Below are 22,418 nucleotides of genomic sequence, written 5' to 3'. Positions count from 1 at the left end.
AAATGCTTGTAGTAAGTAATAAACAAAAGAAACAATTTTCGGTTACTGTGTTTTGTGCACAGAAGCTGGTCTATTGATATCCAAAAGTTAAATTTATTTTATATAAAAAACCCTTTTGGTATCAGATCCAAAAGGGTTTTTTTTACGTAAATGGGGAAGATTAAAGAACAAAGAATAAGAAACAAACAATAATTAAGTCAAACAGCAAACATCAAAAATTATGAGAACAAGAAGAATTATCACGGGGGCAATCAATCTTTTAAGGGGCAGGCGAAGTGACCGTCTAGGAGTAAGAACAACTGAAGAGTTAACAAATACTAGGGTTGGAGTTGAAACCAATGCTAAATTGAAAAAACAAAAAAATGTGCTAAACACATTATTATTAATGTACTCTAAGGAAAATGAAACACTATTTATTTAAAAGTTTTTTTGAAAATTTAGATTGTAACGCAAGTAATTGCTGAATGAAATTTAGTTCAGTTAGTACTTGCGTTTTTATTTGCTCTTTATTTAGGTGTTAATCTGATTGGGCAAAATTTGTTTGTTTGAAAAATTAATGGTTTCTTTGCATCTTAAATGTTCATAAACGTACTGAAATGTTATAAAGAAAGGACGAGGGATTAGACCCGATGATGCCTTAGCAACCCTTCGATTCATCGAAGAAGGTGCTGCATTCTACCTTGAACTGAATTGATTCAGTCCCTAGGAAAGATAACAACGCTAATTCTTCTAGTTTATGTAACCCCACTCTTAATAATATTTCCAGCACGAATCAACAATAATACAAGATTTGAAATTGGAAAGTAAACCAACCATCATTACCATTAATAATTTCACCACAGAAAGCGGTGCCAATTATCCTTTCATAAACTTGTCATTTCAAGTTTTTGGACAAGAATTGCATACCGCTCCTATTGTGTTGATTAATCATGCCTTGACTGGAAACTCTAATATTATTGGAGAAAATGGTTGGTGGAATGATCTAGTTGGAGAACAGAAAACGATTGATACTGACAAATATTCGATTCTGGCTTTTAATGTTCCAGGAAATGGATATGATGGAGTGTTGTTGGATAACTATTTGGATTTTAATGCTAGAGATGTTGCAAGGTTGTTTGTACAAGGAGTTGCTGAGCTCAATATCGAGAAATTATATGCTATTGTAGGAGGTTCAGTAGGTGGAGGAATTGCGTGGGAAATGCTAATGCTAGCTCCAAAAATTACCCATCATCTGGTTCCAATAGCGACAGACTGGAAATCTACAGATTGGTTGATAGCAAATTGTTTTTTGCAAGAACAAATTTTAAATAATTCTTCAAGACCAATTGAAGACGCTCGAATTCACGCCATGTTGTGTTACCGAACGCCAGAGTCGTTTAAAGTGAAATTTCAACGAACTACTAACGAAGAATTGGCTATTTTTAACATCGAAAGTTGGTTGCAACATCATGGGAATAAATTGCAAAAACGGTTTCAATTGAGTTCCTATAAATTGATGAATCAATTGTTGAAAACCATAGACGTCACTAGAGGCAGAGGTAATTTTGATAGTTTGCTTGATAAAGTAGAAGCCAATATCCATATTGTAGGCATCAATTCGGATTTGTTTTTTACTGCCAAAGAAAATAAGGAAACTTATGATGAGTTGATAAAACATAACGTCACAGCTTCCTATAGTGAGATAATTTCGGTACATGGTCATGATGCTTTTTTAATAGAATACGAACAATTAAATAATTTGCTAGCGCCAATTTTTTAATTTAAAAACATAAAAAGGAAATGAAGATATTAAAGTTTGGAGGTAAATCCCTGTCTAATGGTGACGGTTTAGCTAAAGTAGTTTCAATTATTGAAGATAAAGTAAATCAAGGAGAAGAAATTGCTGTTGTAGTTTCAGCTCGTGGGAATGCGACAGATGATTTAGAAGAAATATTAGGTGTGGCTGCTGTTAATGGGGAGTACAAACCTTTGTTGGAAAAATTCAAAACCTACCAACAATCTATTTATACAGAGGTAGATTTATCAGCAGAGTTCACAATTCTGGAAAAATTATTTGAAGGTGTGAGCTTAATAGGTGACTATAGCGCTAAGATTAAAGACCAGATTTTTTCACAAGGAGAATTGTTGTCAGCTAAATTGTTGACTGCAATTTTGGTAAAAAAGGGAATAACAGCACAGTTTACCGATACTAGAAACTTATTAAAAACGGATTCTAAATTTGGTGATGCACAACCTTTGGACCAACTTTCTAAGAAAAATGTAATTCAGTATTTTAAAGAACACCAAGGAATTGTCAATATTATTACAGGATTTATAGGGTCCAATAGTAAAAATGAAACGACAACTTTAGGTAGAAACGGTAGTAACTATACCGCTTCATTATTAGCAAATTATTTAAATGCTACCGAGTTGCAAAACTATACCCATGTTGATGGTATTTATACTGCAAATCCTGATTTGGTTTCAGATGCTAAAAAAATTGACCATTTGACTTTTAATGAAGCAAATGAGTTGGCAAACTTTGGAGCTACAATTTTACATGCCAAAACCATTATTCCACTATTAGAAAAAAACATTCCGCTTCGTATATTAAATACGTTTAATCACGACAACAACGGAACTTTAATCACTTCTAATCCTAGTAAGGAAGGGATTAAGACACTTTCTGTTTTAGAGAATGTGGCTTTGGTCAATCTTGAGGGGCGTGGATTGCTTGGAAAAACAGGTGTTGATGCCCGTATTTTTAGAGTGATGGGAGATAATGATATCAGTGTGAGTATTATTTCTCAAGGTTCATCTGAAAGAGGAATTGGTCTTGTGGTGGATGCTGACAAGGCTACTAAAGCAATGATCGAATTAGAAAAAGAGTTTGAGAATGATTTTTATTCTAAGGATGTCAATAAGATTTCAGTAACAGATAATGTATCAGTAATTTCGATTATTGGTCAAGATTTGAGTACGTTTCACAAGCCTTATACCGCTTTGATTCGAAATAAGATTGTGCCTATTTTATTCAATAATACGGTAACAGGTAAGAACGTGAGTTTGGTGGTTGCTAAAACAGAATTGACAAAAGCGTTGAACGTAATTCATGGAGAAATTTTTGGCGTAGCCAAGAAAATCAACATTGCTATTTTTGGACATGGATTAGTAGGAGGTACTTTGATCAACCAAATACTTGAATCAGCAGCGGCTATTGAGAAGAGAAAAGGAGTGAAATTGAATATTTTTGCGATTGCGAATTCGAGCAGTGTATTGCTTAACAAAAACGGGATTTCTCCAAACTGGAAAAACGAAATTCAAAATAGTGGTGTGATTTATTCGATGAAGGATATTATCGAATACGCTAATGAACACCATCTAGCCAATTTAATTGCGGTAGATAATACGGCCAGTGCGGCTTTTGTAGAGAATTACCTCTCATTAGCTGAAAATGGTTTTGATTTGATATCATCAAATAAAGTAGCCAATACCTTGAGCTATAGTTTTTATAAAGAATTGCGAGAGACTTTAGAGAGAAATCAAAAAAGTTATTTATACGAAACGAATGTAGGAGCTGGATTGCCATTGATTGATACGATTAAATTATTACATCTTTCAGGTGAAAATATCACCAAGATTAAAGGGGTTTTCTCTGGAACATTAAGCTATTTGTTTAATAAGTTCTCAGCAGTTGACGAACCTTTCAGTGCGGTTTTGCAAGAAGCGATTGATAATGGTTATACAGAACCAGATCCAAGAGAAGATTTGTGTGGAAATGATGTAGGTAGAAAATTATTGATTTTGGCTAGAGAATTAGACTTGCAAAACGAGTTTGAAGAAGTGCAAATTCAAAATTTAATTCCAGAGCATTTGCGAGATGGAAGTGCAGCTGATTTCTTGACAAAATTAAAAGAATTTGACCCGATATATAATAAAATTAAATCAGAGCAAAAACCAAATCACGTATTACGTTACATAGGGGAATTGTCTGGAGATTTGCAAAATGACAAAGGTAACCTTGAAGTTAAATTAGTTTCAGTGCCAATGGATACTGCATTGGGTGGATTGAAAGGTTCTGATTCTTTCTTTGAAATTTATACGGAATCTTATGGAGACCGACCAATCGTCATCCAAGGAGCAGGAGCAGGTTCGGCTGTTACAGCAAGAGGTGTTTTTGGAGATATTTTGAGAATCTCGGATAAAGGTTAAGAAAGTAAGCAGTATTCGGTTTTGATTATTCAGTAAAAATAAAAAATCCGCTTTTGAAAATCAGTTTCATCTGCGTACAAAAAAAATAGATTATGAAAATTACATTAAACAGAGTAAACGAGAACTTCCACTTCGAATTGAAAAACGATCGTGGACATATAGTAAATGTAGATGCAAGACCTGATTTTGGAGGTAATGATATGGGGCCAAGTCCAATGGAATTAGTATTAATGGGAGTTGCAGGATGTAGCGCTATTGATATGATTTCAATCTTGAAAAAACAACGTCAGGAAATCACTTCTTTCAAAGCAGAAGTAGAGGGAGTAAGAGAACAAGTAGGTGACGCAAAACCTTTTAAAAATATCTATGTGGTTTTTTCTTTAGAAGGAAATATCAAAGAAGAAAAAGCGGCTAAAGCGGCGCAATTGTCTTTTGAGAAATATTGCTCAGTTTCTAAAACAGTAGAGCCTACTGCAACGGTACATTACAAAGTAATTTTGAATGGAGTTGAATTAGCAAAATAGTGAAAAGTTATTAGAATAAAGTGAAAAAATAGTTGAAGAAAAATGTTTATGATAGTACAATCTTAAATATTTAAACTTTAAACATTTAAACTATAATAAAAAATGAACGAACAAGAATTTGGTTTTGAAACCCAAGCCATCCGTACCCATATAGAAAGATCACAATTTCAAGAGCATTCTACGCCTTTGTATTTGTCGTCTAGTTTTGTTTTTGACGATGCTGAAGACATGAGAGCCTCTTTTACGGAAGAAAAAGAACGCAATATTTACAGCCGTTTTTCTAACCCAAACACCACTGAGTTTGTGGATAAAGTGTGTGCTATGGAAGGTGCTGAAGCAGGTTATGCTTTTGCAACAGGTATGGCTGCGATCTATTCGACTTTTGCAGCTTTATTGAATGCGGGTGATCATATCGTGTCTGCAGGCAGTGTATTTGGTTCCACTCATGCGTTGTTTATGACTTATTTTCCAAAATGGAACATTACAACTTCGTATTTTGATATCAATCAGCCGGAAACGATTGAAGGTTTGATCAAGCCAAATACTAAAATCTTATACGCTGAAACACCAACTAATCCAGGTGTTGATGTAGTAGATTTAGAATTGTTAGGGCAAATTGCTGAAAAGCACAATTTGATTTTGATAATAGACAACTGTTTTGCAACACCGTATATACAGCAGCCGATTAAATTTGGAACGCATTTGGTTATTCATTCGGCAACGAAGTTGATGGACGGACAAGGACGTGTTTTGGGTGGAATTACAGTGGGTAGAGCCGATTTAATTCGTCAAATCTATCTTTTTTCAAGAAATACAGGTCCTGCTTTGTCTCCTTTTAATGCTTGGGTATTGTCTAAAAGTGTTGAAACCCTAGCTATTCGTGTGGAAAGACATTGTGAGAACGCAATGAAAGTAGCTGAATTTTTAGAAAGTCACCCTAAAGTAAATAGCGTGAAATACCCTTTCTTGAAATCGCATCCTAAATATGAAATCGCCAAAAAGCAAATGCTTTTAGGAGGTAATATTATCGCTTTTGAAATCAAAGGTGGATTGGAAGCGGGAAGAGCCTTTTTGGATAAAATAAAATTGTGTTCGCTTTCGGCTAATATTGGTGATGCTAAAACAATTGTAACGCATCCAGCATCAACAACACACAGTAAATTATCTGTAGAAGAAAAACTAGCAGTTGGAATTTCTGAAGGCTTGGTACGTGTTTCTGTAGGTTTAGAAACAGTGAAAGATGTGATTGCCGATTTAGAGCAAGCGCTTGCATAAAAAATACTGAGAGCTGATGAACGATTTTTGATTGCAGATTTCTGTAAATCAAAAATCGTTTTTTTGTGTTTATTAGTTCAAAAAACATATTTTTGTTATTGTTGAACAAAATAGATTGTTGGTTTTTGTGTAATCCTCATTCCAAAATCAAAAATCCTTAATAAGTAATGTTATCTAAAAAAACAAAATACGGAATCAAAGCTTTGACTTTTTTGGCACGCCAAGAAGATCAAACACCTGTGGCTATTGCTGATATTGCAAAGAGTGAAAATATTTCGATTAAGTTTTTAGAAAGCATTTTGTTGTTGTTACGACATTCGGGATTTTTGGGTGCCAAAAAAGGAAAAGGTGGAGGTTATTATTTAATCAAAGAACCTAAGGATATTAACATGGCCAAGGTATATCGCATTCTTGAAGGGCCAATAGCCTTATTACCATGTGCTAGTCATAACTTTTATGAGCCTTGTGATGATTGCACAGATGAGGCCACTTGTGCAGTTCGAAAATTAATGACTGAAGTTCGGGACAATACTTTGAAAATTTTAGAAAATAATTCGCTTGCTGATATAGCATTCTAATAAAAAAAACAGCCTTAAAAATCAATTGATTTTTTTAAGGCTGTTTTTTTTATTAGAAGTAAAATTATTAAAATCTATAACGGACTGCTAAAGCAATATCAGATCCGTAATTGTTATTGTAATAACCGTTACCACCAAATTCAGGTCGGAAGTCTAATGCTAATTGAATTGGTGCTTCTCTAAAAGCGTATTCGATACCAATATCACCTGCAGCAAAAGCAAAAGTTCTATCATTGTCAGAATTTTTTATAGAATAAGAACCGACACCTGCTCCTATACCTGCAAACCAATTAAATCCGCCATCAATATTCCATACCCATTGATGTAAACCTGTTAGTTTGAATGCATCTACATTGTTACTGTTTCTAAACCCGAGGTCTAATTCAAGTCTCGTATTTGATGATAATCTTGCTTGATACGAAATTTCAGCGCCAAAACCATCATTGTCACCAAAACGAAGTCCTAAAGCATTTTTGGAAATATCCTGAGCTTGAGTGCTAAATACAAAACCCATTGCAATTATAGCAGATAAAATTATTTTTTTCATATTTCATTTTTTTTAATACTACAAATGTAAAGCAAGTTGCAAAAGAGTATTTATACTATTTTATGTAGAAGTTACATAATTGCCACCTTGGATACAGTAGTTTTACTTTATCATTGGCTTTATAGTAAAGTCAGTTCTTGCTTAGGGTAATATTGCTTTTGAAATGATGAAAAAGTTTTTTTGTTTTTTAATTAAAAGATCAATTTGTATCCAACAAAAAACAGCATTCCTGCGATAGCATTTCTTAATATTAAATCAGGAACTTTTCCGCTTAAAAGACTTCCCGCAAAAATACCAGGTAAAGACCCCATCATTAATTGACTTAATAATCCTAGGTCTAGATTTCCCATAGTAGCATGTCCTAAACCTGCAACTAATGTTAAAGGTACCGCGTGTGCTATTTCGGTTCCTACTAATCTTGGAGTAGGCAAAAGCGGGTAAAGGAAAAATAAAGTTACTGTTCCAAGTGCTCCAGCTCCGATGGAAGTTAAGGTTACTGTAGCTCCAAGCAAAACTCCAATGGCAATAGTCAACATGTTTTGAGTGGTGCTTTCGCTGTGGAATTTATCTCCAGCATGTTTTTGCGAAAACTTCATGATTTTATTTTTGAAGATAACAGCAATAGATGTGAAAAGCAATGCCCAGCCTAAACTGTATTTGATAACTGCATTAATATGACTGATGTCAGTTTTAATGCTGTGAAGGATCCATAAGGTTGCTAGAGCTGCAGGAACACTTCCTAAAGAGAGCCAGCCAGTGATGGTCCAATTAATGTTGCTTTTTTTGTTATGAACAAATATTCCTCCCATTTTAGTAAAGGCAGCGTATAATAAATCGGTTCCTACTGCTGTGGTGGGGGGGATTCCAAACCATAATAAAATAGGTGTCATTAGTGAGCCGCCACCTACACCTGTTAATCCTACTACAAAGCCAACTACTAATCCGGCAATAACAAATCCTATGTGAAAATCCATTTTTTAAATATTTTTTGGCAAAGATAAAACTATTTCATTATAATCCTATAGAATTGATAGAATTTAAAATAGAAATATTTGAAAAAGTGTTTTGATAAGGGTTTTTTGATTTGTAAACTGTTGGTTTGTAGACTAATTTGGGTGGTTGTTAATTTTGCTGCCATTTATTTTTCGAGTCAATGGGTGGATAAAAAAATTAAATATTGTTTTGTAATTTGGAAATAAGTAGTAATTTTGCGCAGTAATCTACTAAACCGATAGGGTAATGGGATTTGATAAAAATGATAAAGAAATGAGTGCAGCAATAATTAATACATTAATAGAGAAGACAAAAGATTTTTCTATTGAAGAAACCTTTGTACTTTTGTCGGCTGAATATAAAGACAAAGTGGTTTTTTCTACTTCTTTTGGACAGGAAGATCAAGTGATTACTGACCTGATTGAAAAAAGTGGTGCGCCAGTAACTATTTTTACTTTAGATACAGGTCGTTTGTTTCAAGAGACTTATGATGTTTTTCATAGAACTCAAAAGAAATACAAAACGCCTATTAAGGTATATTTCCCTGAAGCGAAAGCTGTAGAGGAATTATTAGAGAAAAAGGGGCCGAACAGCTTTTACGAATCAGTTGAGAATAGAAAAGAATGTTGTTTCATTCGTAAAGTAGTGCCACTTAAGAAAGCTTTGGCTGGAAATGCAGTCTGGATTACAGGTTTACGAGCTGAGCAATCAGAGAATAGAAGTGATTTGCACTTGTTTGAATATGATGATAATTTTAAAATCATCAAATTCAATCCTTTGTTAAAATGGTCATTAGAAGAGGTTCAAAAATACATTGACGATAATAATGTGCCACAAAACAGTTTGCATAAAAAAGGATTTGTAAGTATTGGCTGTGCGCCTTGTACTAGAGCCATTGTAGAAGGAGAAGATATTAGAGCAGGAAGATGGTACTGGGAACAAAGCCATAAGGAATGTGGATTACACGGAAAATAGTTTAATCGGTTATTTGTTTAGTCGATTATATGAAAAAAAGAAGAGAGAGAGAATAGAAATAATTAACAGTTAAGAGATTTTAAGTTAAAGTGAAACAACTTTAAACTTTAAACTTTAAACTTTTTTAAACTTAAAAAATGAGTTCAGTTTTAAAAACAAATGCTTTAGAAAGTGAAGCGATTTACATATTTAGAGAAGTAATTTCTCAATTTGATAAGCCTGTATTGCTTTTTTCAGGTGGAAAAGATTCAATTACATTAGTAAGGTTAGCGCAAAAAGCGTTCTTTCCTGCTAAAATTCCATTTCCATTATTGCACGTTGATACAGGGCATAACTTTCCTGAGACGATCGAATTTAGAGATAGATTGGTGAAAGAATTGGGATTAGAGTTAATTGTTCGTAATGTACAAGATGCGATTGACGAAGGTAAAGTGGTAGAAGAAACTGGAAAGTATTCTAGTAGAAACAGCTTGCAAACAACAACTTTATTAGATGCAATTGACGAATTTAAGTTTGATGCTTGTATTGGTGGTGCTCGTCGTGATGAAGAAAAAGCTAGAGCTAAAGAGCGTATTTTTTCAGTTCGTGATGATTTTGGTCAATGGGATGAAAAAAACCAACGTCCAGAGTTGTTTGATTTGTTGAATGGAAAAATTGAAAACGGACAAAATGTACGTGTGTTCCCTATTTCAAACTGGACTGAATTAGATGTTTGGAGTTATATCGAACAAGAGCAAATTGAGATTCCATCAATTTACTTTTCACACAAGCGTAAAGTGTTTTTGAGAGACGGTATGATTTGGTCACATTCTCCACACGTTTACCAAGAAGAAGACGAGGTAATCGAAGAAAGAATTGTTCGTTTTAGAACGGTTGGAGATATGAGTTGTACAGCAGCAGTTGATTCTTATGCAGCTACAATTTCAGAAGTAGTTGGAGAGATTAGAGCTTCTACAATTTCAGAAAGAGGTGCTAGGATTGATGATAAGCGATCTGAGGCAGCCATGGAAAAAAGAAAACAACAAGGATACTTTTAATTGGTTAGAGTTTAAAAGTAAAGAGTTAGAAGATTCAAAAACACATACAGAATTATAAGTTTCAAAGTCAAGCTGGAACTTTATACCTGAAACAAAAGAACAAGAATGGAAGTTTTAAAAATAGCAACAGCAGGAAGTGTAGATGACGGAAAAAGTACGTTAATCGGGAGATTATTGTATGATACACAATCCTTGACTACAGATAAATTAGAAGCAATTGAAAGAAGTAGTAAACTAAAAGGATATGATTATTTAGATTTTTCTTTAGCTACTGACGGATTAGTAGCTGAGAGAGAGCAAGGAATTACTATTGATGTGGCGCACATCTATTTTTCTACTGCTAAGAAAAGTTATATTATTGCTGATACTCCAGGTCACGTAGAATATACGCGTAACATGGTAACAGGAGCTTCAACTTCACAAGTGTCTATCATTTTGATTGATGCTCGTAAAGGTGTAATTGAGCAAACATACCGTCACTTTTTTATCAATAATTTATTGAGAGTAAAAGAAGTGATTGTAGCTATCAACAAAATGGATTTGGTTGATTATTCAGAAGAGGTTTTCAATAAAATCAAAGCTGATTTTGAGGCATTGAATGAAAAAAGTACTTTCAAAGAGCAAAACGTAAGTTATATTCCGTTAAGTGCTTTGACTGGAGATAATGTAGTAGAATCTTTAGGAGGAATGCCTTGGTACCAAGGACAAACAATTTTAGAGCACTTAGAAGCTTTAGAGCCAGCTGACGTTTACGAAAAAGGGCAAACACGTTTCCCAGTTCAAACAGTGATTCGCCCTAAAACAGAGCAATACCATGATTTTAGAGGGTATGCTGGTAAATTATACGGAAACAACATTAAAGTGGGAGATGCTGTAACGGTTTTGCCTTCTTTGACTGAATCTGTAGTATCGAAGATTCACTTTTTCGACCAACAATTTGATGAGGCAAATGCAGGTTCTTCTATTACAATTGAGTTAGAAAATGACATCAATGTGACCAGAGGTGATATGATTGTAAAATCAAATGAATTGCCTCGAATAGAAAAAGATATTACTACTACAGTATGTTGGATGGATAGTAAGAAATTAGTTCCTGGAACGAAATATTTAATCCAACACAATACCAATAGAGTATTGGCTAAAGTAGATAGCATTAAAAATGTAATTGCAACAGATTATTCTGGTACAACTCCAGCGTCTCAGTTAGCAATTAATGAAATAGGAGAAGTATCAATCAAATTGAGCAAGCCTTTGTATTTTGATGCTTACAACGATAATAAATCAAATGGAGCTTTTATTTTAATTGACGCTTCAACCAATACAACAGCAGGAGTAGGATTCATTAAATAGTTGAGAGTTGATGGTTTTAATTGTTAGTTAAATCCAACAACGAAACCATAAACAACCAACCATAAACGAAACAAGATGGAAAGTTTTAGAACAGAAATAGAAAATCCGATTGTCCAAAAAGAGATTATCGATTTAGAAAAAAAGATACATTTATTCCAAGGTGGAAAAATTGATGACGAACGTTTTCGTTCGTTACGTTTAGCTCGTGGTATCTATGGGCAACGCCAAGAAGGAGTTCAAATGATTCGTATCAAAATACCTTATGGTAAGGTAACGAGTGAACAATTGAAAAGAATTACGCAAGTTTCTGATAAATATTCAACAGGACGTTTGCACATTACAACGCGTCAGGATATCCAAATTCACTATGTGAGTTTAGACAGAACACCTGAACTATGGGCAGACTTAGCTAAAGATGATATTACTTTGAGAGAAGCTTGTGGAAATACAGTACGTAATATTACAGGTAGTGAATTAGCTGGGGTTGATGTAGATGAGCCATTTGATGTTACACCTTACGCACATGGATTGTTCCAGTACCTTTTGCGTAACCCAATCTGTCAAGAAATGGGGCGTAAATTCAAAATTTCATTCTCGTCTTCTGAAAAAGATACTGCCTTGAGTTATTTACACGATTTAGGATTTATTCCTAAAATTGTAGATGGACAAAAAGGTTTCAAAATCATGTTGGGTGGTGGATTAGGATCGCAACCAGCTCATGCTGAATTGCTGTCTGAATTTGTACCGGTAAACCAAATTATCCCAACTGCTGAAGGAGTAATTAGAGTTTTTGATCGTTATGGTGAAAGAGCAAAAAGACTAAAAGCGCGTTTGAAATTCTTAATCAAAGATTTAGGACGTGAAGAATTCTTGCGTTTGGTTGATGAAGAGAAAAAAGCATTGCCTTTTCATAGCTATGAAATTGATACCACTGCTTTTGAAGGGCCAATTGCTGAGCCTTTATTAGAAGTGCCAAGCGTTACTATTGATGATACTGCAGCTTACGAAGCTTGGAAAGCAGCTAATGTGATTGCTCAAAAACAAGCTGGATATGTAGCGATTGGTGTAAAAGTACTTTTAGGAGATTTTTATACGGATAAAGCAAGATTATTAGCCGACTTGATTAAAAATTACGGAGCCAATGAATTGCGTTTTTCATTACGTCAAAACATTGTAATCCGTAATATTAAAGAAGAAAATTTACCTTTCTTCTATCAAGAGTTAGCCAAATTAGATATGGTTTCTCTAGGATATAATACCATTGGTGATATCACGGCTTGTCCAGGTACTGATACTTGTAACTTAGGAATTGCCTCTAGTACTGGTATCGCTGACGAATTAGAAAGAGTAATCAAAGCAGAATACCCACAGTTTGTAAACAACCAAGAAATTGCAATCAAAATAAGTGGTTGTATGAATGCTTGTGGACAACACAATATGGCTGAAATTGGATTCCAAGGAATGTCAATCAATGCTGGAAAATTAGTCGCACCTGCATTACAAGTATTGCTAGGTGGTGGAATTTTAGGAAACGGAAACGGTCGTTTTGCTGATAAAGTTATCAAAATCCCTAGCCGTAGAGGACCTGAAGCTTTGCGTTTGATCTTAAATGATTTTGAAGCAAATGCTAACGGAGCGAAATTCTTAGACTATTACGATGCTCAAGGAGAAAAGTATTTCTACGAATTCTTGAAGCCATTGGCTGATGTTACCAATCTTACCGAAGAAGATTTTATCGACTGGGGTAATGCTGATAACTATGTGAAAGCAGTAGGTGTTGGTGAATGTGCTGGTGTGGTAATTGACTTGGTGGCGACTTTATTGTATGAGGCTAAAGATAAAATTACTTCTGCTGAAGAACTTTTCGAAGAGCAAAAATGGTCTGATGCTATTTACTTAGCATACGCTGGATTTGTAAATGCTGCTAAAGCATTATTGTTAGCAGATAAGCAAAAAACAAATACGCATGCAGGAATCATTGATTCATTTGATACTGTTTTTGTTGAAGGAAACAAAATTGATTTAGGAACTACTTTTAGTGAATTAGTGTACCAAATCAACAAAAACGAACCAACAGAAGCGTTTGCTAAACAATACATTCAAGAAGCGATTTCATTTTTCGAAAAATTAGAAGCATACAGAGCAGCAGATTTAGCTAAAGCATAATCATAAAATCATGAGTGAAAACAAAGAGATAAACAACAATAGTGTAGAAGTCGAAACGCAAGAGCGCAACGAGTTGTATCCTATATTTTTAAAATTACACAACCTTAGTGTACTTATTGTAGGTGGAGGGAATGTAGGTTTAGAAAAGCTATCTTTTTTACTCAAATCAAGTCCTAATGCGAATGTTGAAGTGGTAGCGCCACGTTTTATTCCTGAATTGGTTACTCTTGCTGAGGCTCATCCCACAGTAAAATTGACAAAAAAAAGATTCAAGAAAAAAATGTTGAAAAAACGCAACATGGTCATTGCTTGTACAGATGTTTTGAAGGTCAATAAAAGAGTGTATGAATTATCTCGAAAAAGATATTTGATTTGCAACATCGCTGATACACCTGATTTATGTGATTATTACTTAGGAGGAATTGTAACCAAAGGCAATGTCAAGATTGCGATTTCGACCAACGGAAAATCACCTACAACGGCTAAGCGATTGCGAGAATTTTTCGAAGAAGTAATTCCAGAAAACATCAATCAAATGGTGCAAAACCTAAATGATTATCGCAACACACTCAAAGGAGATTTTGAAGTGAAAGTTCAAAAAATGAATGAAATCACGCAAACTCTAAAAAATAAAGAATAATAAAAGTAATATATAACAGACTCAAAGCTAAATGCCCAGAGCTCAAAGTAAGTAAAAATGATTGAAACAGATATCCTTATAATAGGAGCCGGTCCAACTGGTTTATTTGCCGTTTTTGAAGCAGGATTATTGAAATTAAAATGTCATATCTTGGATGCTTTACCGCAACCAGGAGGGCAATTAGCTGAATTATATCCAAAAAAACCAATCTACGATATTCCTGGATTTCCAGAAGTATTAGCAGGAGATTTGGTAGATAACTTGATGGAGCAAATCAAGCAGTTCGAACCAGGTTTTACCTTAGGTGAGCGTGCTGAAACGATCGTAAAACAGGAAGATGGTACTTTTATCGTGACTTCAAACGAAGGAACTGAATTTCATGCCAAAGTAATCGCTATTGCTGGTGGTTTAGGAAGTTTTGAGCCAAGAAAACCATTAATCGAAGATATCGAGTTTTACGAAAATAAAGGAGTAAAATACTTCATCAAAAACCCAGAAGATTTTAGAGATAAACGTGTGGTTATTGCAGGTGGTGGGGATTCTGCTTTGGATTGGAGTATCTTCTTGGCTGATGTTGCTTCTGAGGTAACATTAGTACACCGTCGTAATGAATTCCGTGGTGCTTTGGATTCTGTTGAAAAAGTACAGGAATTAAAAGACGCTGGAAAAATCCACATGATTACTCCTGCTGAGGTAGTTGGAATCAAAGGAGCGGAGCACGTGGAGTCTATCGATTTGGACGAAAACGGAGCGCACCGTAACATTCCTTGTGACTATTTCATTCCACTTTTCGGATTGACTCCTAAATTAGGTCCTATCGGAAACTGGGGATTAGAAATCGAGAAAAATGCGATCAAAGTGAACAATGCTTTAGACTATCAAACTAACATTCCTGGAATTTTTGCTATTGGGGATATCAATACCTATCCAGGGAAATTGAAGTTGATTCTTTGTGGTTTCCACGAAGCGACTTTGATGTGTCAAGCAGCGTACCAAATCATCAACCCAGGAAAACGTTATGTATTGAAATACACAACTGTATCAGGAGTTGACGGATTCGATGGTACTCGTAAAGAAGCGCCAAAAGCAGTCGTAAAAGCGATAAACTAAAACACACAGTTGTTTACAATTATAAATAGCCTTACTACTTGCAAGTGGTAAGGCTATTGCTTTACTTTGCATTTCCTAAAAAACGAAAGATAAGGAGCACAGCATTAGGCATTTTTAGGGAAGTCAGTTCCCGCTTTTCGCTGCAATCTTTTTATTTTGTACTTCGACAAGCTCAGTATGACAAAATAAAAAGGATTTCCGCTACAATCGGGGCTATAGAGCCACGAAAGTGCTTTTTAGGAAAATTACAAAAAAAGAAGAAAACCTCTTTGCGCCTTCGTGCCTTAGCGGTTTAAAAAAATAGAATATAAAAAAAGCTTTCACGCCTTAGCGTCTTAGCGGTAAATAGAAACTTATGCCAAGCATTCAAGAAGAAATCAAAAAAAGAATCCTCGTTCTCGATGGCGCCATGGGAACCATGTTGCAACGCTACAATTTTTCAGAAGAAGATTTTAGAGGCGAACGCTTCAAGGATTTTCCTCATTCTCTAAAAGGGAACAACGATTTATTGTCGTTAACACAGCCCAAAGCGATTGCTGAGGTTCACGCTGCTTATTTTGAAGCAGGAGCAGATATTGTAGAAACCAATACCTTCTCAGGAACCACTATCGGTATGGCGGATTACCACATGGAAGATTTGGTGTATGAGTTGAACTACGAGTCGGCAAAAATTGCCCGTCAAGTAGCTGATGAATTCACCGCCAAAAATCCAGAGAAACCACGTTTTGTTGCGGGTTCAATAGGACCAACAAACAGAACAGCAAGTATGTCACCTGATGTAAACGACCCAGGATACAGAGCGGTAACTTTTGATGATTTGCGCATTGCCTACAAACAACAAGTGGAAGCCTTGATGGATGGAGGAAGTGATTTGTTGTTGGTAGAAACCATTTTTGATACCTTAAATGCTAAAGCAGCTCTTTTCGCGATTGAAGAAGTAAAAGAAGAACGCGGCATTGATATTCCCATCATGGTTTCAGGAACGATTACCGATGCATCAGGAAGAACCCTTTCAGGACAAACGGTAGAGGCTTTCTTAATTTCGGTATCGCATATTCCATTGTTAAGTGTTGGTTTCAATTGCGCTTTAGGAGCCGATTTGTTGAAACCGTATTTACAGACATTGTCTCAAAATACGTCTTTCAATGTTTCCGCACATCCTAATGCAGGATTGCCAAATGCCTTTGGAGAATACGACGAAACACCAGAGCAAATGCAAGCTTTTATCAAAGAATATTTAGATGATAATTTGGTAAACATCATTGGTGGTTGTTGCGGAACGACTCCAGATCATATCCGTTTGATTGCTGAGGCTGCGGCGCAATATAAGCCTAGGGTTTCGGAGGCTACGTTGTAATGTGTCATTTTATTAATCATTTCTAAATTTATTTATATGATAAATGAGTATGAAAATACACTAAGAAGATTGATTATTAATATACTTGGAGGAGAGGATAAGGATGTAGCAAAGTATAAGGTTACTGATAATAGAATTAATCAATGGATTGAAAAGAGAAATATTGAGCAGAAAAAAAATAATGGAATTCTTTTTGAAAATAGGATAATTTTTTATTCTGATTTTTATGATTTGCAAACGATTATAGATAAAAATTGGGAAAGTTTTTTACCTGTTTTAAATGATAAAAAAAGATGGTTAGTTTTTTTTCAAGAAGTTGAAAAATATAGAAATACTATTGCTCACGGTAGACAATTGGTTAAAAGTCAAGAAGATTTATTGTCAGGAATAGTAATGGATTTGAAAAATAATATCACAATTTTTCATAATAAGAATAATATGAAAGAGGATTTTTTTATTGAAATAATTCGTGTTTCTGATAATTTGGGTAATTCTTGGAGTCGTTCAGTTTTTAATAGAAGTAAAACTCCTGTTTTAAGAGAAGGAGATGAATATGAAATTAATATTGAAGCAAATGATCCGAAAGATAGAGAAATAGAATACTGGATATTTTCGTTAGGTCTTAGTTTAAATATAGTTCAAAAATCCAGTAAGTTTAATTTTACTTTGGATTCAAAATTGGTAGGCAGAAATACTGTGCTTGGTATACAGGCGAGAACACCTGAAGCTGATTATAAAAATGAAGACACATTGAATTTTAGGATTTGTGTATTACCCAAAGAAGTTGTATAACCCCCATCTAGCGCGAGCGTTTCGCTCGTGCCCGCAAAGAATGATTGGCGTTATTTTTTAATATTAATAATAGGAATGTGTACGAGCGTGACGCTCGCACTAGTGAATAAAATAAATATAATAGTTCCGTAGGAACGATACATTTTGTAGCAACGGGTTTTAACCCGTTTGACAGACAGTAGGAACGACCCATTTTGTAGCAACAGAATTTATTCCGTTGGTATAAATGAATTGGAATAAAATTAAACGGAATTCATTCCGTCGATATATAAAGTAAATGCAAGGAGAAAATAATTTTTTACAGGCAGTACAGCAAATAAAAATGGCGATTTTACGAAGTCGTTACGAAGCTGCTGCGCTTGCAAATAAGGAATTGCTCAAGTTGTATTTTGGGATTGGTCAATACGTGTCTTTTCATAGTCGTAATAAAAATTGGGGAAACGGAGCTATTAATTCGATTTCGAATTTGTTGCAACAAGAGCTTCACGGGGTAAGAGGTTTTTCGGCAACCAATATCAAGAATATGCGTCTTTTTTATGAAGGCTGGGAATTTATGCAACCTTTTTTGATAGATGAAAAAGAACCCCTTTTTCAGTTTTCGGAGGAGGAATTATATCAGCAGTTGCCGTCTGCCGAATTGAAAAATACAAATCGCCAGTTGTCAACTGACGAATTGGATGGTAGTTTTGTAATTCGTCAGTTGCCAACTGACGAATTACAAAATGAGTTTTTTGGTCTTTTTCTAAAGAATGGATTTACCCATCATATTACAATATTGAACAATACGGAAAACATAGAAGAGCGTATGTTTTATATACAAAAAACAGCAATGGAATTTTGGAATACTACGACTCTAAAACACCATTTGAAATCTAATTTGTATCAAAGACAAGGGAAATTGGCGCATAATTTTCAATCGACTTTGTCAGAAAGGCATTTTAAAGAAAAAGCAATAATGGCTTTTAAGGATGAAATGTTGTTGGATTTTATAAATATTGAAGACGCTGACGAGGAGCCAAACGAACGTGTTTTAGAACAAGCAATTGTTCAGAATATTAAAAAGTTTATAATGGCTTTGGGGGCAGAATATAGTTTTATAGGTAATCAACACCGATTGATTATTGAAGACGAAGAGTATTTTATAGATTTGTTGTTTTTTAATCGACAAATTCAGAGTTTGGTTGCTATCGAATTAAAGAAAGGTAAATTTAAAGCAGAGTATGTAGGGAAGATGAATTTGTATCTTTCGGCTTTGGATGAAATGGTAAAGCAGCCACATGAAAATCCTTCGATTGGAATTATACTTTGTAAAGAGAAAAACAATAAAATAGTAGAATTTGCTTTTAGGGACACCTCTAAACCTATGGGAGTTGTAACTTATAAAACGTACAATGATTTACCTGAGGCATATAAAAATATATTACCGAATACAGAAATGTTGAAAGGATTACTTTAGTGGTTGTAACCACCAAACCGCGTGAGGGATAGAAGCGAAAAGCCCACAGCCTGACGAAGGAAGAGCGAGGACTTGTAGCGGATAGCCCGACCCGACCTTTTTTGGGAGGGACACGCCCAAAAATAAGAATAGAATGTATACTGTAGTGTTTTGGAAACCTTGCAGGATAAAATAAAAGTTCCGTAGGAACGACTCATATTGTAGCAACGGTCCCGAAGTTTCGGGATTAATCCGTTGATGTAAAAAAATAAAAAAAATGGCAGCAGTAGAACCAAGAAGAAATTTAGTTTTATCGGGATTAGAACCGTTGATTATTACGCCGGACAGTGTTTTTGTGAACGTTGGAGAGCGTACGAATGTTACGGGTTCTAGAAAATTCCTTCGATTAATCAAGGAAGAAAAATACGATGAAGCGTTGAGTATCGCGAAGGAGCAAGTTGAAGGTGGAGCACAAATCATCGATATCAATATGGATGAAGGGATGCTTGATGGCGAATATGCGATGGTAAAATTCCTGAACTTAATCGCTGCCGAACCGGATATTGCTCGTGTGCCAATTATGATTGACAGTTCGAAATGGCATATTATTGAAGCGGGATTGAAAGTAGCACAAGGAAAATGTGTGGTAAACTCGATTTCGTTGAAAGAAGGCGAAGAGCAGTTTATCCATCATGCCAAATTGATAAAACGCTATGGAGCTGCGGCGATTATCATGGCTTTTGACGAAGTAGGTCAGGCCGATAATTACGAGCGTAGGGTAGAAATATGTCAGCGTTCGTATGATATTTTGGTAAACAAAGTTAATTTTCCACCACAGGATATTATTTTCGATTTGAATATATTTCCAGTAGCAACAGGAATGGAAGAGCACCGTTTGAACGCTTTGGATTTCTTTAGAGGGACCAAATGGGTTCGCGAAAATTTACCACACGCACACATTAGTGGTGGTGTGAGTAATGTGTCGTTCTCGTTTAGAGGAAATGATGTTGTACGTGAGGCGATGCACTCGGTTTTCTTGTATCATGCTATTAAGGCAGGTATGACAATGGGAATTGTGAATCCAGAGATGTTGACGATTTATGACGACATTCCAAAGGATTTATTAGAGCATGTGGAAGATGTGATTCTAAATCGTCGTGATGATGCTACAGAACGTTTATTAGATTTTGCTGAAAACGTAAAAGGCGGTCCAAAAGCTACTGAAAAGGAAGTACAAGAATGGCGATTGGGAACGGTTCAAGAAAGAATCACACATTCACTTGTAAAAGGAGTAGATGCCTTTATTGAAGAAGATGTTGAAGAAGCAAGACAAGCAGCTACCAAACCAATCGAGGTAATCGAAATCAACTTGATGGCAGGAATGAATGTCGTGGGAGATTTGTTTGGATCGGGAAAAATGTTTTTGCCACAGGTAGTAAAATCAGCAAGGGTAATGAAAAAAGCCGTGGCGTATTTGTTGCCATTTATTGAAGCAGGTAAACGCCCCCCAGCCCCCAAAGGGGGAGTTAAGGACTCAAAACATTGGGAAACTGCAAATAGAGCAAATTACGGTTTGTTAAAAGAGCATGCTAAAAAAATGCGTAATCAACCAACAGATGCTGAAAGGAGGTTGTGGCAGGAATTAAGCGGTAAACAACTAGAGAATTATAAATTTAGAAGACAACATATTATTGGAGATTATATTGCCGATTTTATATGTTTAAAAGAAAATGTAATTGTTGAAGTTGATGGTTTAATTCATCAGTTGCCAGAAAATCAAGTAAGTGATGCTGAAAGAACTGCTTGGCTGAATGCCGAAGGGTATCAAGTTATTCGTTTTTCAAATGATGAGGTTTTGTTTGATATGGATAAAGTTTTAAGCAAAATAAATTCCGCTCTAACGGCTCCCCCTCCGGGGGCTAGGGGGGCTGGAAAAATATTAATGGCAACCGTAAAAGGGGATGTACACGATATTGGGAAAAATATTGTTTCGGTGGTATTGGCTTGTAATAATTATGAGATTGTTGATTTGGGTGTGATGGTAGCACCTGAGAAAATTATTGCAGCAGCTATTGAACATGATGTAGATATTATTGGTTTAAGTGGTTTGATTACGCCATCGCTGGACGAAATGGTGTTTTTGGCTAAAGAATTAGACAAAAGAGGAATGAATATTCCGGTAATGATAGGTGGAGCAACGACTTCGCGCGCGCATACCGCCGTGAAAATTGCACCGCAATACAAAGCGACAGTAGTACACGTAAACGATGCCTCGAGAGCGGTGACAGTAGCGGGGAATTTATTGGATGACAATAAAGAAACCTATACCGCAGGAATTCGTGCCGATTATGATGCTTTTAGAGAGTCGTTCTTGAACCGTTCGAGAGATAAAAATTTCTTGACAATTGAAGATGCTCGTAAGAACAAATTACAGTTGGATTGGGCTAACTATACACCTAAAAAACCAAATTTCATTGGGACAAAAAGTTTTGAAGTGGAATTAGATGTATTAGTGCCGTATATAGACTGGACTCCGTTTTTTAGAACTTGGGAATTGTTTGGGAAATACCCAGCGATTTTGACGGATGAAGTTGTGGGTGAACAAGCGACATCTGTTTTTGCAGATGCTAAAGCGATGTTGGAAGTTATCTTAAAAGAAAAGAAATTCGTAGCCAAAGGAATCTACGGAATCTTCCCTGCGAATCAGGTGAATGATGACGATATTCAATTATATGACGAAAACGGAAAAGAATTAGAGAAATTCTTGACCCTACGTCAGCAAGCACAAAAAACAAAAGGAGCACCAAATATAGCGTTGGCCGATTTTATCGCACCAAAAGACAATGGTGTAACCGATTATATGGGAGCTTTCTGTGTAACAACAGGTTTTGGGGTTGATGAATGGGCGGATGAATATAGAGATAACTTAGACGATTACAACTCGATTATGGTGAAAGCCTTAGGAGACCGTTTAGCCGAAGCTTTTGCGGAATATTTACACGAACAAATTCGTAAAGAAATTTGGGGTTACGCTCCTGATGAAGCTTTGACAACTGAGGCGATGATTGAAGAGACTTATGCTGGAATTCGTCCTGCACCAGGATACCCAGCTTGTCCGGATCACTTGGAGAAACCAACGATTTGGAAATTATTAAAAGTAGAAGAAGAAATTGGTGTAACTTTGACCGAGAGTATGGCGATGTGGCCAGCGGCAGCGGTTTCAGGATATTATTTTGCAAATCCAGAAAGTAGGTATTTTGGACTTGGAAAGATAAAAGAAGACCAAGTAATTGATTACGCCAAACGTAGAAGCATCTCGACTGACAAAGCCACAAAATGGTTGAGTCCTAATATAGCGGATTAGCCCCCCTAGCCCCCGAAGGGGGAACTCCAATCTTTGTATAAAATTGGGGTGGGCAAAAACAGAATAGTTGAAATTATATAAAAA

At 35.6% G+C, this 22,418-nt stretch carries 18 protein-coding genes and 1 riboswitch; of the genes, 16 read left to right on the top strand and 2 right to left on the bottom strand.

The genetic code is table 11. The annotated features are described in order from the left end of the window. Nucleotides 1-220 precede the first annotated feature (220 nt). The 6 genes from ACNH59_RS03360 to ACNH59_RS03335 all read left to right on the top strand — a co-directional run bounded on the left by ACNH59_RS03360 (nt 221) and on the right by ACNH59_RS03335 (nt 6,568). On the top strand, nt 221-421 hold the full coding sequence (locus tag ACNH59_RS03360; RefSeq protein WP_418264020.1) for a hypothetical protein: 201 nt from the start codon (nt 221-223) through the stop codon (nt 419-421). 175 nt (nt 422-596) lie between these two features. Next, a riboswitch (SAM riboswitch) is annotated at nt 597-718 on the top strand. A gap of 78 nt (nt 719-796) precedes the next feature. Next, nucleotides 797-1,759, top strand: a complete 963-nt coding sequence (locus ACNH59_RS03355; protein ID WP_418264019.1) for an alpha/beta fold hydrolase — start codon at nt 797-799, stop codon at nt 1,757-1,759. Nucleotides 1,760-1,779: 20 nt separating this feature from the next. Beyond that, entirely contained in the window at nt 1,780-4,191 is a 2,412-nt protein-coding gene (gene thrA, locus ACNH59_RS03350; RefSeq protein WP_418264018.1) for a bifunctional aspartate kinase/homoserine dehydrogenase I, read from the top strand. Between the two features lie 92 nt (nt 4,192-4,283). Beyond that, nucleotides 4,284-4,715, top strand: coding sequence for an OsmC family protein (locus tag ACNH59_RS03345; protein ID WP_418264017.1), 432 nt, complete (start codon nt 4,284-4,286; stop codon nt 4,713-4,715). A gap of 102 nt (nt 4,716-4,817) precedes the next feature. Continuing rightward, nucleotides 4,818-5,990 carry a trans-sulfuration enzyme family protein gene (locus ACNH59_RS03340; RefSeq protein ID WP_418264016.1) on the top strand — a complete coding sequence of 391 codons (1,173 nt, stop codon included), beginning with the start codon at nt 4,818-4,820 and terminating at the stop codon, nt 5,988-5,990. A 167-nt stretch (nt 5,991-6,157) separates the two neighbouring features. Beyond that, nucleotides 6,158-6,568, top strand: coding sequence for an RrF2 family transcriptional regulator (locus tag ACNH59_RS03335; RefSeq protein WP_418264015.1), 411 nt, complete (start codon nt 6,158-6,160; stop codon nt 6,566-6,568). Nucleotides 6,569-6,635: 67 nt separating this feature from the next. Here the strand turns inward: ACNH59_RS03335 and ACNH59_RS03330 are convergent, their stop codons facing one another. After that, nucleotides 6,636-7,115 carry a hypothetical protein gene (locus tag ACNH59_RS03330; RefSeq protein ID WP_418264014.1) on the bottom strand — a complete coding sequence of 160 codons (480 nt, stop codon included), beginning with the start codon at nt 7,113-7,115 and terminating at the stop codon, nt 6,636-6,638. 191 nt (nt 7,116-7,306) lie between these two features. Continuing rightward, complete coding sequence (locus tag ACNH59_RS03325) at nt 7,307-8,089, bottom strand: sulfite exporter TauE/SafE family protein (protein ID WP_418264013.1); 783 nt, start codon at nt 8,087-8,089, stop codon at nt 7,307-7,309. Nucleotides 8,090-8,381: 292 nt separating this feature from the next. On the opposite strand from ACNH59_RS03325, the gene ACNH59_RS03320 reads away from it, so the two are divergent. The 10 genes from ACNH59_RS03320 (at nt 8,382) to ACNH59_RS03275 (ending at nt 22,334) form a co-directional block, all read left to right on the top strand. After that, entirely contained in the window at nt 8,382-9,083 is a 702-nt protein-coding gene (locus ACNH59_RS03320; RefSeq protein ID WP_418264872.1) for a phosphoadenylyl-sulfate reductase, read from the top strand. A 137-nt stretch (nt 9,084-9,220) separates the two neighbouring features. Next, on the top strand, nt 9,221-10,120 hold the full coding sequence (cysD, locus tag ACNH59_RS03315; protein ID WP_418264012.1) for a sulfate adenylyltransferase subunit CysD: 900 nt from the start codon (nt 9,221-9,223) through the stop codon (nt 10,118-10,120). A gap of 105 nt (nt 10,121-10,225) precedes the next feature. Then, nucleotides 10,226-11,470, top strand: coding sequence for a sulfate adenylyltransferase subunit 1 (locus ACNH59_RS03310; RefSeq protein ID WP_418264011.1), 1,245 nt, complete (start codon nt 10,226-10,228; stop codon nt 11,468-11,470). Nucleotides 11,471-11,545: 75 nt separating this feature from the next. Continuing rightward, nucleotides 11,546-13,636, top strand: a complete 2,091-nt coding sequence (locus ACNH59_RS03305) for a HEPN domain-containing protein (protein WP_418264010.1) — start codon at nt 11,546-11,548, stop codon at nt 13,634-13,636. A gap of 10 nt (nt 13,637-13,646) precedes the next feature. Continuing rightward, nucleotides 13,647-14,276, top strand: coding sequence for a precorrin-2 dehydrogenase/sirohydrochlorin ferrochelatase family protein (locus tag ACNH59_RS03300; protein WP_418264009.1), 630 nt, complete (start codon nt 13,647-13,649; stop codon nt 14,274-14,276). A gap of 57 nt (nt 14,277-14,333) precedes the next feature. Then, entirely contained in the window at nt 14,334-15,386 is a 1,053-nt protein-coding gene (locus ACNH59_RS03295) for an NAD(P)/FAD-dependent oxidoreductase (protein ID WP_418264008.1), read from the top strand. 355 nt (nt 15,387-15,741) lie between these two features. Continuing rightward, the gene (locus tag ACNH59_RS03290; RefSeq protein ID WP_418264007.1) at nt 15,742-16,743 is read left to right on the top strand and encodes a homocysteine S-methyltransferase family protein; all 1,002 of its coding nucleotides are present in this window, start codon (nt 15,742-15,744) and stop codon (nt 16,741-16,743) included. A gap of 36 nt (nt 16,744-16,779) precedes the next feature. Next, a complete protein-coding gene (locus ACNH59_RS03285) occupies nt 16,780-17,535 on the top strand; it encodes a hypothetical protein (RefSeq protein ID WP_418264006.1) in 756 nt (251 codons plus the stop codon). 322 nt (nt 17,536-17,857) lie between these two features. Then, the gene (locus tag ACNH59_RS03280) at nt 17,858-18,991 is read left to right on the top strand and encodes a PDDEXK nuclease domain-containing protein (protein WP_418264005.1); all 1,134 of its coding nucleotides are present in this window, start codon (nt 17,858-17,860) and stop codon (nt 18,989-18,991) included. A gap of 256 nt (nt 18,992-19,247) precedes the next feature. Beyond that, nucleotides 19,248-22,334 carry a vitamin B12 dependent-methionine synthase activation domain-containing protein gene (locus ACNH59_RS03275; RefSeq protein WP_418264004.1) on the top strand — a complete coding sequence of 1,029 codons (3,087 nt, stop codon included), beginning with the start codon at nt 19,248-19,250 and terminating at the stop codon, nt 22,332-22,334. Nucleotides 22,335-22,418: the final 84 nt, after the last annotated feature.

This window comes from Flavobacterium faecale (assembly GCF_048320115.1).
In the GTDB taxonomy this organism is placed as follows: Bacteria; Bacteroidota; Bacteroidia; order Flavobacteriales; family Flavobacteriaceae; genus Flavobacterium; species Flavobacterium faecale_A.
The sequence above is the reverse complement of the archived record's forward strand: the minus strand, read 5'-3'. Positions and strand labels throughout refer to the sequence as shown.